Raw genomic sequence first — 12,346 nt, 5'->3', positions numbered from 1 at the left:
TCTTGGACCGGAGGACACCTTCCCGACCGTAGGAGGAACAGCATGGCCGTGATCCAGAGCCCGTTGTCCGAAGACGTCCAGAAGGTCACCGGCGAGGCGCTGCAGGGCGCCGTCGTCGACCTGATCGACCTCAGCCTGGTCGGCAAGCAGGTGCACTGGACGCTGGTGGGCCGCAACTTCCGCAGCATCCACCTGCAGCTGGACGACGTCGTCGCCACGGCCCGCGAGTACCAGGACACCGCCGCCGAGCGGGCCGCCGCGATCGGCGTGCTGCCCGACGGCCGCGCCGGCACGGTGCAGTCCAGCGGCATCCCGCAGCCGCCGGTGGAGTGGGTGCACGCCGACGACGCGATCCGCTACTTCGTCGAGGTGTTCAGCCTGATCGTGGCGCGGATGCGCGACCGCATCGAGGCGACCGAGGGCGACGAGGTCACCCAGGACCTGATCATCGAGATCACCGGGGCCCTCGAGAAGTACCACTGGATGTGGCAGGCCGAGGCAGCGCAGAACTGAGCCCGCCGCACTCCCACCGGAGGCCGGCACCCCGATCGGGGTGCCGGCCTCCGGTGCGTCCGGGGGCGTTCAGCCCAGCGCCTGGACCGCCCGGCGGGCGTCGCGGATGCAGGCGGGCACCCCGACCCCGCCGTAGGCCGCCCCGGCCACAGCGAGCCCGGGGACGGCGTCGAGCGCCGAGCGGATCGCAGCGACGCGCTGCGGGTGGCCGACCAGGTACTGCGGCAACCCGTCGACCCAGCGCACCAGCTCGGTCTGCACCGGTTCGGGCCGGCCGAGGTCGAGGAGCTCGGCGACGTCGGCGACGACCGCGGCGGTGAGCTCGGCGTCGTCCCACTGCAGGGCGGCGTCGTCGCCGAACCGGCCCACCGACGAGCGGACCCGCAGCACCGGCGCGCCCTCGGGGCCGGACAGGTGCGGCCACTTGGACGAGGAGACGGTGACGCCCTTGACCAGCCGGCCGGTCACCGGGGGCACGAGCAGCCCGGAGCCGGCGGCGACCGGCTGGTCGGGGAACGCCATCGCGACCACGGCCATCGACGCGTACGGGATGCCCGCCAGCGGCTCGACCGCGTCGGGGACGAGGTCGGCGAGCAGCCGCGCGGTCGGGCCGGCCGGCGTGGCCAGCACGACGGCGTCCGCGGTCAGCGTCCCGCCGCCGTCGACGTCCAGCTCGAACCCGCCGGCGGTGCGGCGCAGCGCCGTCGCCCGGGTGTGCAGCCGGACGTCGGCACCCGAGGCGCGCACCAGAGCCGCGGGCAGTGAACCGACGCCCTCGCGGACGGTGACGAACACCGGGCCGTCGACGTCGCCGCGGCTGCGCGCCCCGGCGTCCCGGGCGGCGACGGCGGCGCCCAGCAGCGAGGTGGCCGCCGGCAGCTCGGCAGCGAGGGCCGGCATGGTCGCGGCGAGGGAGAGGTCGTCAGGGCGACCGGCGTAGACGCCGCCGAGCAGCGGCTCGACGAGCCGGTCGACCACCTCGTCGCCCAGCCGCTCCCGCAGCAGGCCACCGACGGAGACGTCGCCGTCCAGCCGCAGCGGGGGCAGCTCGGCCTCGGCCCGGAGCCGGGCGACGCCGGCGGGGGTGAGCACGCCGTCCAGCCCGTCGGCCGTCGTCGGCACGCCCTGCAGCGTGCCGGCCGGGAGCGGGAACCGGCCCTCGGGCAGCACGATGGCGGCCTGGGTGGTCCGCGCCGGCACCAGCTGGTCGGCCAGCCCGAGCTGCTCGATCAGCTCGACCGCCTCGGGCACCCGGGCGAGCACCGCCTCGGGGCCGGTGTCGTACCAGCGACCGGCGAGGTCGACCCGGTCCAGCTTGCCGCCGATGCGGCCGCCGGCCTCCAGGACGACGACCTCGCCGTCCGGGTGGGCGCGGTGCCACTCGAACGCCGCGGTGAGCCCGGTGATCCCGGCGCCCACCACTATCAGCCGGGGAGCACTCATCTCGCGGTGAGCTCGTGCACCAGCTCCACGACGTGGGTGAGCACCCCGGGGTCGGTGTCCGGCAGCACGCCATGGCCCAGGTTGAACACGTGCCCGCGGGCCGCCCGGCCCTGCTCGACGATGCGGCGCACCTCGCGGTCCACGGTCTCCCGGTCGGCGAGCAGGACGGCGGGATCGAGGTTGCCCTGCAGCGAGTACCCCGGGCCGACGCGGCGGGCGGCTTCGTCCAGCGGGACCCGCCAGTCGACGCCGACGACGTCTGCACCGGCGTCCCCGATCAACGGCAGCAACTCCCCCGTGCCCACCCCGAAGTGCACCTTGGGCACCTCCGGGCGGGCCAGCCCGTCGAAGACGGCACGCGAGTGCGGCAGCACGCGGCCGGCGTAGTCGGCCGCCGACAGCACCCCGGCCCAGGAGTCGAAGAGCTGCACCGCACTGGCCCCGGCGTCGACCTGTACCCGCAGGAACGTCGCAGCGCTGACCGCGAGCCGCTCCAGCAGCCGCTGCCAGGCCGCCGGCTCGGCGTACATGAACGCCTTGGTGCGGGCGTGCTCCTTGGAGGGCCCGCCCTCGATCAGGTAGGTGGCGAGGGTGAAGGGCGCCCCGGCGAAGCCGATCAGTGGCGTGGCACCGAGCTCCCCCACCAGCCGCTGGACGGCGGTGGCGAGGAAGTCCAGCCGGTCGGGCTCGAGCGGCGGCAGTGCGTCGACGTCGGCGACGGTGCGCAGCGGGGACGCGATGACGGGCCCGACGCCCGGCTTGATCTCGATGTCGACCCCGGCCACCACCAGCGGCAGCACGATGTCGGAGAAGAGGATCGCCGCGTCCACCCCGTGCCGGCGGACCGGCTGCATGGTGATCTCGGTGACCAGGTCGGGGTCCTGGCAGGCCTCGAGCATCGCGGTGCCCTCGCGCAGCGCGCGGTACTCGGGCAGCGACCGCCCCGCCTGGCGCATGAACCAGACCGGCGTACGCGAGACCGGGAGGCCCCTGGCCGCTCGGACGAGATCGGAGTCGGCGGCCGGTCCTGCTGCTGTTCCCACGGACGCCGATCCTCCCAGACGTGGGCGGGGTCGGCTCCGCCCCACCACCGGGCCGCTCACGGGCGGAGGTCACGGGCGGAGTGCACGGGCGGAGGTCACGGCACGAGGTCACGGCTGTGCGTCGGCTGGGCAGGGCGGCGCGTCGGGGCCTCCGCCGCGGTGACCGGCGACCTACCCTGCCCAGGTGGCCCAGCAGCGCAAGCGCCTCGACGACGGCGCCCCGCCGCCGGAGCGGCCGGCTGCGTTCCAGGCCGCGCTGGAGGCCCTGGCGACCGTGCGCCCGCGCCCCGAGGTCGTCGTCGAGCACATCCCGGCGCCGCAGCGGCTCGCCCCCTGGTCGCACGCGATCGGCCTGCGGGTCGGCCACCCCGAGGACGAGGAGGAGGAGCTGGCCAGCGGCCGGTTCATCCTGCTGTTCGACCCGGAGGGCCACGAGGCCTGGCAGGGCACCACCCGCTGCGTCGGCTACGTCTCGGCCAGCACCGACTCGGACATGGTCGACGACAGCATGTTCTCCGAGGTGGCCTGGAGCTGGCTGATCGACGCACTGGCCGGGTCCGGGGCCGCGCACCACTCCGTCGGTGGCACGGTCACCCGCACCGCCTCCACCCGCTTCGGTTCCATCGCCGCCCCGGAGCACTCGGTCGACGTGGAGATCCGGGCCTCCTGGACCGCGGAGGGCACCGACCTGGACCGGCACCTCACCGCCTTCCTCGAGGTGCTGGGCACGGCCGCCGGCCTGCCCCCGCCCGGCATCCGGCTGATCGCCGCGATCGAGCAGTCTCGCACGGACGACGCCTAGACTCCCGCCCGTACTGCACTCGGCGTGACCAGACGTCGCTGAGTGCGCGGACACGCCGGGCCCTTCGCCAGGTGGTCAGCTGCTGATCACCTGCGTCGTCGGTCCGGTCCGACCACGGGAGGGCCGATGCCCCAGGGCCAGCAGTGGTCCGACGGCGTCCTCGTCCGCCCGCTCGCCAGCGCCACCCGTGGTGGGGTGGAGGAAGCTGTCGGGGAGTTGTCCGCCCGGGAACGGGACGCCCTGCGGCTCGTCGCCGGCGGGTACACGAACGAGGAGATCGGCGAGAAGGTGGACCTGTCCGCACTGACCGTGAAGAGCCGTCTGGCGCACCGCCCGCGCGCGGGCACCGGCGACCGGGCGCACCCGGTGCCCCTCCGCTCGGGGGTCCGCCAGTGAGCACCGACCCCGGTACTGAACTGCCCACCGACCCGGCGGTGGAGCCCGCCGTCGACGAGGGCCCGCCCCCGACCCCGCTGCTCGCCCCGCGGGACGGGCTGCCGCCCGTCATCGAGACGTCGACCGCGCTGGTCGCCTACGCCGATGCACTGGCCGCCGGGAGCGGCCCGGTCGCCGTGGACGCCGAGCGCGCCTCGGGTTACCGCTACGGCCAGAGCGCCTACCTCGTGCAGCTGCGCCGGGCCGGCGCCGGCACCGGTCTGATCGATCCGGTGCCGCTGCCGGACCTGACCGCCGTGCAGACCGCGATCGGCGACGCCGAGTGGGTGCTGCACGCGGCCAACCAGGACCTGCCCTGCCTGGCCGAGCTGGGCCTGGTGCCCGCCCGGCTGTTCGACACCGAGCTCGCCGCCCGGCTGGCCGGGCTCCCCCGCGTGGGGCTCGGCGCCGTCGTCGAGTCGCTGCTGGGCCTCTCCCTGCAGAAGGGGCACTCCGCAGCAGACTGGAGCACCCGCCCGCTGCCGGCGGACTGGCTGGTCTACGCGGCGCTGGACGTCGAGGTGCTGGTCGAGCTGCGGGACGCCCTGGCGCAGATCCTGGAGGAGCAGGGCAAGACCGAGTGGGCCCGGCAGGAGTTCGCGGCGATCCTCACCGCCGGCCCCCCGGCGCCCAAGGTCGACCCGTGGCGGAAGACCTCCGGGATGCACGGTCTGCGCAGCCGGCGCCAGCTGAGCATGGTGCGGGCGCTGTGGCAGGCCCGCGACGAGCTGGCCCGGCGACGCGACATCGCCCCCGGCCGCGTGCTGCCCGACGCCGCCATCGTCTCGGCCGTGCAGGCCGACCCGAAGAGCGAGGGCGCGCTGCTGGAGCTCCCGGTGTTCCGCGGCCGGGCCAACCGGAAGCTGGTGACCACCTGGTTCGGCGCCCTGGTCCGGGGTCGGGAGCTGCCGGAGGACCAGCTGCCGCCGCACAGCCGCCCCGGTGACGGGCCGCCGCCGGTGAACCGCTGGGCCGACCGCGACCCCGACGCCACAGCCCGGCTGAAGGCCGCCCGCGCCGCCCTGGCGCAGGTGTCGGAGCAGTGGTCCGTGCCGGTGGAGAACGTGCTCTCCCCTGACCTGGTCCGGCGGCTGATGTGGGCGCCACCCCGGTCGGCCGACGCTGCGGCCGTGGCCGAGGCGCTGCGTGCCGGTGGTGCGCGGGAGTGGCAGGTCGAGTTGACCTGCGACCTGCTCACCGAGGCCATCGCCGGCTGATCTCCGACCCGGTAGGACGACGACGGCCCACGGCCCGGCGCGCGTCACTGCGCGCCGGGCCGTGGGCCGGGTCGTCGTCCCCGCGTCAGCGGGCGGTGGCCGCCCGCCGGCGGGCCAGCGCGTCGACCGATGCCGCCAGCAGCAGCACCCCGCCGGTGATGACGAAGTTCAGGTAAGCCGCCACGCCGAGCAGCCCCAGCCCGTTGGCGATGATCGCGATGACCAGGCCACCGAGCAGCGCGTCGCGGGCCCGTCCGCGCCCGCCGAAGAGGCTGGTCCCACCGATGACCGCGGCGCCGACCGCGTACAGCAGCGTGTTGCCCGCACCGGCGTCCGGCGTCACCGAGCTGAGCCGCGAGGTGGCGAGGATGCCGCTGATCGCCGCCAGGCTGGAGGAGATGACGAACGCCATCACCCGGATGCGGGTCACGTTGATGCCCGCCCGGCGGGCCGCCTCGGCGTTGCCGCCGACCGCGTACATGTGCCGGCCGAAGCTGGTGCGGGACAGCACGAAGGTGACCACCAGCAGCAGCAGGATGACCAGCGGGATGGCGTACGGGATGCCGGCCAGGTCGACCGCGGCCGACAGCGCCCGGTCCTGGCTGAGGATCGCGGTCACGCCGAGCACCACCACGGCCATGAGCACCACGCGGAAGACGACCAGCACCAGCGGCTGGTGGGCCAGGTCACGGGCCCGCTTGGCCCGCCAGCGCCAGAGCTCGATCACGGCGTAGCCAACCGCCACCAGCACGGCCAGCGCCCAGCCGACCGCCAGCGGCAGGTTCTCGTTGGCCAGTGCGCGGATCACCGGTTCCCGCACGGGCACGGTGCCGCCCTGGCCGATCAGCCGCAGGGTCACGCCCTGCCAGCCGAGGAAGAGCGCCAGGGTCACCACGAACGACGGGATGCCGACCATGCCGACCAGGCTGCCGGTGAACACCCCGATCACCGCACCGGTGACGATCGCGGCGAACACGGCGACCGGCCAGCCGAACCCGCTCTGCACCAGCACCTGGGCCAGGACCGCCGAGCAGACCCCGCTGACCACGCCGGCCGACAGGTCGATCTCGCCCAGGAGCAGGACGAAGACCAGGCCCATCGCGAGCACGATGATCGGGGTGGCCTGCACGGCGAGGTTGGCCAGGTTCAGCGGGGTCAGGAAGGTGCCCGGCCGCAGCACCGTGAACAGGATGCCGAGGGTGATGATGCCCAGGACGGCCGGAAGCGCCCCCAGGTCACCGCCGCGGAGCTTGTCCAGGTAGCCCCGGACGGCGCCGCCGAGGGTGTTGTCCTGCCGGTCGCCCTCGAAGCCCGCCGCGGGCTTCTGCGGACCGCTCGCCTCGGCGGCGGTCAGTGTGTTGCTCGACATGACGTCCTCTCAGTCCTCGAGGTCTTCGGCCGAGAGGCCCAGGTCACCGGATCGGCCGGAGGTGATGAGCTCGATGACCTGGGTGCGGTCGACCTGGTCGATCGGGACGTCGGCGGCTACTCGCCCCAGGTAGAGCGCGGCCACCCGGTCGGCGACCTCGAACACGTCGACCATGTTGTGCGTGATGAAGACGACGGCGTGGCCGGCGTCGGCCAGCCGGCGGACCAGGTCGAGCACCTGCCGGGTCTGCGCCACGCCCAGTGCCGCGGTCGGCTCGTCGAGGATGACGAGCTTGGACTCCCACAGCACCGCCTTGGCGATGGCCACGGTCTGCCGCTGTCCGCCGGAGAGGCTGGACACCAGCTGCCGGACGGACTTCAGGGTGCGGACCGACAGCTTGGCCAGCGTCTCCCGGGCCGCCACCTCCATCGACTGCTCATCGAGCAGAACGCCGCGCTTGCGCTCCCGCCCCAGGAACATGTTCTGGACGACGTCGAGGTTGTCGGCCAGCGCGAGGTCCTGGTAGACCACCTCGATCCCGAGCTTGGCGGCGTCCCGGGGGCTGTGCAGCGTGACCCGCTCGCCCTCGAACTCCACCTCGCCCGAGTCGAACGGGTGGATGCCCGCGATGCCCTTGATCAGCGTGCTCTTGCCCGCTCCGTTGTCACCGACCAGTGCGGTGACCTTCCCGGGGTAGACGGTCAGATGGACGTCGTGCAGCACCTGGACGGCGCCGAAGCTCTTGTCCACCCCCCGCAGTTCGAGGGTGGGCCGGCCGACGGCCGTGGTGCCGTGATCGCGCTGTGGAGCGGACACGTGGGTCCCTTCTCGGCTGGACAGGCCGACAGGGGCGCCCCCCGGAGAGGGCGCCCCTGCTGGCAGGTGGACTACTGGATGCCGAGCTCGGTGCAGGCGGCGGCGTACTCACCGGTGCACAGGTCGGCGGCGTCGACGAAGCCGTCGTCGACGACCTGCTTGACGTTGTCCCGGAAGACCGAGACCGGGTCCAGCAGCACGGCCGGGACGGTGCGGTCGCCCTCGGGGTCCTCGACCTCGCCGTCGACCTCCGGGGTCTCACCGTTGACCAGGGCCACCGCGAGCTCGGCCAGCGCGGTGGCCTCCGCCTCGATCGGCTTGTAGACGGTCATGCACTGGTTGCCTGCCAGGATGTTCTGCAGGCCCTCGGTGGTGGCGTCCTGCCCGGTCACCGGCACGGTGCCGGCGACGTTGTTGCGGCCCAGGATGGAGATGACCGCGTTGGCGAGCCCGTCGTTGGCGGCCAGCACGCCCTGGATGTCACCGCCGGCCTGGGTGTACATCTGCTCGAAGATCGTCGCGGCCTGCTGGTTGTCCCAATCGGGCACGGCCTGCTCGGCGACCTGCGTGTACTGGGTCATCGGGTCGAGGACCTCGTGCGCGCCCTCGGAGAACAGCGTGGCGTTGTTGTCGTCCGGCGACCCGTTGAGGAACGCGATGTTCGCCGGCTCGTCGCCGAGGCACTGGGCCAGGCCCTCGCCCTGCAGGCGGCCGACCTCGGTGTTGTCGAAGGAGACGTAGTAGTCGGACTCCCCACCGAGGGTGAGCCGGTCGTAGTCGATCGTCTGGACGCCCTGCTGCTCGGCCTGCCGCTGGATGGCGGCGCCGGAGGCGGAGTCCAGGTTGACGATCGCCAGGACGGTGACCCCACCGGTGATCATCTGCTCGGCGATCGTCGCCATCCGCTGGGCGTCGCCCTGCGCGTTCTGGATGTCGGCCTCGACGCCGGCCTCCTCGAAGGCGGCCTCCAGCAGCGGGGCGTCCGCGCTCGCCCAGCGGGCCGAGGACGCGGTGTCGGGGAGGATCACCCCGACCTTGCCGGCCGCCTCGCCGCCACCGCCACCGCCGCCACCACCGGCGTCGTCGTCACTGCCACAAGCGGCCATCGAGAAGACGAGTGAGGCTGCGAGAGCCGTCATCAGGGTGCGCTGTCGAGCCATGTTCTACCTGCCGTTCCTTCGTTGGATCCGGGAGATTTCCGGAAGTGATCGTTTACTGCCGCCGGTGTGACCGCAAGCACATGGCGGCACTGTTGCCGGACCGTGATCTAGAACCGCCGGTCACCCCGGCGAGTGTGGAGCCTCCGGTTACCAACGGGTAACTTCGCGGTGCTGCCCTGTCCGGGGCGGCACCGAGCTCATCGCGGAGGTCCTGTGTCATCTGGAGAGCGGTTGCCACGTCACCTGCGTGAGGTCGTCTTCGTCGACGGCGTGCGCACCCCGTTCGGCAAGGCGGGTCCGGCGGGCATCTACGCCGAGACCCGCGCCGACGACCTGGTCGTGCGCTGCATCCGCGAGCTGCTGCGCCGCAACCCGTCCCTGCCGGCCGAGCGGGTCGACGAGGTCGCCATCGCCGCCACCACCCAGATCGGCGACCAGGGCCTGACCATCGGGCGCACCGCCGCCCTGCTGGCCGGGCTGCCGAAGAGCGTCCCCGGCTACGCCATCGACCGGATGTGCGCCGGCGCGATGACCGCGGTGACGACGACGGCCAGCGGCATCGCCTTCGGCGCCTACGACGTCGCGATCGCCGGCGGCGTCGAGCACATGGGGCACCACCCGATGGGCGAGGGCGTCGACCCCAACCCGCGGTTCGTCAGCGAGAAGATCGTCGACGGCTCCGCGCTGGTGATGGGCTCGACTGCGGAGAACCTGCACGACCGGTTCCCGCACCTGACCAAGGAGCGAGCCGACGCCTTCGCGCTCGCCAGCCAGCAGAAGTACGCCGCGGCGGTGGCCGCCGGCCGGATCGGCCCCGAGCTGGTGCCCGTGGCGACCCGCTCCGCCGAGGCCGGCTGGGGGCTGGCCACGGTCGACGAACCGCCGCGGCCGAACACCACGCTGGAGGGGCTGTCGGCGCTGAAGACGCCGTTCCGCCCGCACGGTCACGTCACCGCCGGCAACGCGGCCGGGCTGAACGACGGCGCGACCGGCTGCCTGCTCGCCGCCGAGGAGGTCGCCGAGGAACTGGGGCTGGACGTCGGCATGCGGCTGGTCGGCTTCGGCTTCGCCGGCGTGGAACCCGAGGTGATGGGCGTGGGGCCGATCCCGTCGACGGAGAAGGCGCTGGCCCGCACCGGGCTCACCATCACCGACATCGGGCTGTTCGAGCTCAACGAGGCCTTCGCCGTCCAGGTGCTGGCCTTCCTGGACCACTTCGGCATCGCCGACGACGACGCGCGGGTCAACCCGTGGGGCGGCGCGATCGCCGTGGGCCACCCGCTGGCCTCCTCCGGCGTGCGGCTGATGACGCAGCTGTCCCGGCAGTTCGCCGAGCGGCCCGACGTCCGCTACGGCCTCACCGCCATGTGCATCGGCATCGGCATGGGCGGCACCGTGATCTGGGAGAACCCGAACTGGGAAGGTGCAGCGACGTGAGTGCAGTGTTCGCCGACGAGGTCGTCACCGTCGCCAAGGTGCGGTACCTGCGGGTGCCCGGGCTGGCCGGTGAGCTGGCGCTGATCACCCTGGACAACGGGCACGACCACACCCGGCCCTCCACGTTCGGCCCCGGCGGGCTCGCCTCGCTGGACACCGCACTGGACGAGATCGCCGCCCACTCCCCCGCCCCGGCGGCCATCGCCGTCACCGGGAAGCCGTTCGTCTTCGCCGTCGGCGCCGACCTGTCCGGCGTCCCGGCGATCACGTCGGCTGCCGATGCCCGGGAGATCGCCGAGACCGGGCACCGGGTGTTCCGCCGGCTCAAGGACTCGGCTGTCCCGACGTTCGCGTTCGTCAACGGGGCGGCGATGGGGGGCGGGCTGGAGCTGGCCCTGCACTGCCACCATCGGACGATCGCCAGCACCGCCGTCGTCGCCTTCCCCGAGGTGTTCCTCGGCCTGGTGCCCGGCTGGGGCGGCACCCAGCTGCTGCCGGAGCTCATCGGCATCGACGCCGCGGTCACCGTGATCGTGGGGAACGCGCTGGCGCAGAACAAGGTGACCCCGGCGCCGAAGGCCGCTGAGCTGGGCATGGCGGACGCGGTGTTCGAGCCGGCCGACTTCCTGGAGCGCTCGCTGGAGTGGGCGGCCGGCGTGCTCGCCGGCGACGTCGCCGTCCGCCGTCCCGAGGTCGACCGGTCGGCCTGGGACGACGCGATCGGCCGGGCCCGGCAGCTCGTCGCCGCCCGCACCCGCAACGCCTCCCCCGGTGCGCTGCGCGCGGTGGAACTGCTCGACCTGGCCCGGGCCGGTGACGCCGGCTTCACCGCCAGGACGGCGGCCGAGGACGACGCGCTGACCGCCCTGCTGATGAGCGAGGAGCTGCGGGCCGGGCTGTACGCCTTCGACCTGGTCAACAAGCGGGCCAGGCGCCCCGCGGGTGCGCCGGACCGCAAGCTGGCCCGGAAGGTGACGAAGGTCGGCGTCGTCGGCGCCGGGCTGATGGCCTCCCAGCTGGCGCTGCTGTTCGTCCGCCGGCTGGAGGTGCCCGTCGTGTTCACCGACGTCGACCAGGCCCGCGTCGACAAGGGCGTCGGCTACGTGCACGGCGAACTGGAGAAGCTGGCCGGCCGGGGACGGCTCTCCCCCGACGCCCTCAACCGGCTGAAGGGCCTGGTCACCGGCTCGCTGGACAAGGCTGCCTTCGCCGACGCCGACCTGGTGATCGAGGCGGTGTTCGAGGAGCTGTCGGTCAAGCAGCAGGTCTTCGCCGAGGTGGAGGCGGTGGTGCGGCCGGAGTGCGTGCTGGCCACCAACACCTCCGCGCTGTCGGTGACCGAGATGGCCGCCGGGCTGCAGCACCCCGAACGGGTCGTGGGCCTGCACTTCTTCAACCCGGTCGCCGTCCTGCCGCTGCTGGAGGTGGTGCGGGCCGAGCGGACCGACGACGCCACGCTGGCCACCGCCTTCGCCGTCGGCAAGGAGCTGGGCAAGTCCTGCGTGCTGGTCGCCGACGCCCCGGCGTTCGTGGTCAACCGGCTGCTCACCCGGTTCCTCGGCGAGGTCACCGCGGCCGTGGACGCCGGCACCCCGGTGGCGGTCGCCGAGACTGCGCTGGAGCCGCTGGGCCTGCCGATGACGCCGTTCGAGCTGCTCACGCTGGTCGGTCCGCCGGTCGCACTGCACGTGGCCGAGCGGATGCACGAGGCGTTCCCCGACCGTTTCGGCGTCGGTGCGGGGCTGCGGCGGATGATCGAGCTGGGCAAGACCTCGGTCTTCGTCGAGCCCGGCGTGATCGACCCGGAGCTGGCCGGGATCGACGCCGGCGACTCCCCGCTGACCGCCGAGGAGCTGCGCTCCCGGGCCGAGCGGGCGCTGGCCGAGGAGATCGGGCTGATGCTGGAGGAGGGCGTCGTCCAGGCCGTGCAGGACGTCGACCTGGCGATGCTGCTCGGCGCCGGCTGGCCGTTCTGGCTGGGCGGGATCAGCGCCCACCTGGACCGGGCCGGCGTCTCCGAGGCCGTCACCGGGAAGCGGTTCCTCCCGAGGGGCGCGGCCTCCCTCCCCGCGTAGCGGACCGCCGGACTCACCTCCCGGTCGCCGACCTCA

At 73.7% G+C, this 12,346-nt stretch carries 11 protein-coding genes; 6 read left to right on the top strand and 5 right to left on the bottom strand.

What is annotated here, in order from left to right; genetic code table 11:
• Nucleotides 1-42 precede the first annotated feature (42 nt).
• Entirely contained in the window at nucleotides 43-513 is a 471-nt protein-coding gene (locus O2W18_RS08200; protein ID WP_269187054.1) for a Dps family protein, read from the top strand.
• A gap of 69 nt (nucleotides 514-582) precedes the next feature.
• On the opposite strand, the gene hemG is transcribed toward O2W18_RS08200, so the two are convergent.
• Both hemG and hemE read right to left on the bottom strand, forming a co-directional pair.
• Nucleotides 583-1,956 (bottom strand): protoporphyrinogen oxidase, encoded by a 1,374-nt coding sequence (hemG, locus tag O2W18_RS08195; RefSeq protein WP_269187053.1) that lies wholly within the window; start codon nucleotides 1,954-1,956, stop codon nucleotides 583-585.
• Nucleotides 1,953-2,999: a uroporphyrinogen decarboxylase gene (gene hemE / locus O2W18_RS08190; RefSeq protein WP_269187052.1), complete on the bottom strand. Its 1,047-nt coding sequence runs from the start codon at nucleotides 2,997-2,999 to the stop codon at nucleotides 1,953-1,955. Before hemE ends, hemG begins: the two co-directional genes overlap by 4 nt.
• 184 nt (nucleotides 3,000-3,183) lie before the next feature.
• On the opposite strand from hemE, the gene O2W18_RS08185 reads away from it, so the two are divergent.
• The 3 genes from O2W18_RS08185 (at nucleotide 3,184) to O2W18_RS08175 (ending at nucleotide 5,453) form a co-directional block, all read left to right on the top strand.
• Nucleotides 3,184-3,801, top strand: coding sequence for a DUF3000 domain-containing protein (locus O2W18_RS08185; RefSeq protein WP_269187051.1), 618 nt, complete (start codon nucleotides 3,184-3,186; stop codon nucleotides 3,799-3,801).
• Between the two features lie 126 nt (nucleotides 3,802-3,927).
• The gene (locus O2W18_RS08180; RefSeq protein ID WP_269187050.1) at nucleotides 3,928-4,197 is read left to right on the top strand and encodes a LuxR C-terminal-related transcriptional regulator; all 270 of its coding nucleotides are present in this window, start codon (nucleotides 3,928-3,930) and stop codon (nucleotides 4,195-4,197) included.
• Nucleotides 4,194-5,453, top strand: coding sequence for a ribonuclease D (locus O2W18_RS08175; protein ID WP_269187049.1), 1,260 nt, complete (start codon nucleotides 4,194-4,196; stop codon nucleotides 5,451-5,453). Before O2W18_RS08180 ends, O2W18_RS08175 begins: the two co-directional genes overlap by 4 nt.
• 85 nt (nucleotides 5,454-5,538) lie before the next feature.
• Here the strand turns inward: O2W18_RS08175 and O2W18_RS08170 are convergent, their stop codons facing one another.
• The 3 genes from O2W18_RS08170 to O2W18_RS08160 form a co-directional block, all read right to left on the bottom strand.
• Complete coding sequence (locus O2W18_RS08170) at nucleotides 5,539-6,822, bottom strand: sugar ABC transporter permease (RefSeq protein ID WP_269187048.1); 1,284 nt, start codon at nucleotides 6,820-6,822, stop codon at nucleotides 5,539-5,541.
• 9 nt (nucleotides 6,823-6,831) lie between these two features.
• Nucleotides 6,832-7,638: an ATP-binding cassette domain-containing protein gene (locus O2W18_RS08165; protein WP_269187047.1), complete on the bottom strand. Its 807-nt coding sequence runs from the start codon at nucleotides 7,636-7,638 to the stop codon at nucleotides 6,832-6,834.
• A gap of 71 nt (nucleotides 7,639-7,709) precedes the next feature.
• Entirely contained in the window at nucleotides 7,710-8,777 is a 1,068-nt protein-coding gene (locus O2W18_RS08160) for a sugar ABC transporter substrate-binding protein (RefSeq protein ID WP_269187046.1), read from the bottom strand.
• A 252-nt stretch (nucleotides 8,778-9,029) separates the two neighbouring features.
• Between O2W18_RS08160 and O2W18_RS08155 the strand changes: the two genes are divergently transcribed.
• A complete protein-coding gene (locus tag O2W18_RS08155; RefSeq protein WP_269187045.1) occupies nucleotides 9,030-10,235 on the top strand; it encodes a thiolase family protein in 1,206 nt (401 codons plus the stop codon).
• Nucleotides 10,232-12,310: a 3-hydroxyacyl-CoA dehydrogenase NAD-binding domain-containing protein gene (locus tag O2W18_RS08150; RefSeq protein ID WP_269187044.1), complete on the top strand. Its 2,079-nt coding sequence runs from the start codon at nucleotides 10,232-10,234 to the stop codon at nucleotides 12,308-12,310. Before O2W18_RS08155 ends, O2W18_RS08150 begins: the two co-directional genes overlap by 4 nt.
• Nucleotides 12,311-12,346: the final 36 nt, after the last annotated feature.

The sequence above is a fragment of the Modestobacter sp. VKM Ac-2983 genome (assembly GCF_026967885.1).
GTDB lineage: Bacteria > Actinomycetota > Actinomycetes > Mycobacteriales > Geodermatophilaceae > Modestobacter.
This window is presented reverse-complemented; position numbering and strand designations above follow the sequence as displayed.

What these genes read in the sequence shown, in the direction of transcription:
- O2W18_RS08170 (WP_269187048.1), bottom strand. Translation starts at nt 6,822, where the DNA reads ATGTCGAGCAACACACTGACCGCCGCCGAGGCGAGCGGTCCGCAGAAG.
- O2W18_RS08180 (WP_269187050.1), top strand. Translation starts at nt 3,928, where the DNA reads ATGCCCCAGGGCCAGCAGTGGTCCGACGGCGTCCTCGTCCGCCCGCTC.
- O2W18_RS08200 (WP_269187054.1), top strand. Translation starts at nt 43, where the DNA reads ATGGCCGTGATCCAGAGCCCGTTGTCCGAAGACGTCCAGAAGGTCACC.
- O2W18_RS08160 (WP_269187046.1), bottom strand. Translation starts at nt 8,777, where the DNA reads ATGACGGCTCTCGCAGCCTCACTCGTCTTCTCGATGGCCGCTTGTGGC.
- hemG (WP_269187053.1), bottom strand. Translation starts at nt 1,956, where the DNA reads ATGAGTGCTCCCCGGCTGATAGTGGTGGGCGCCGGGATCACCGGGCTC.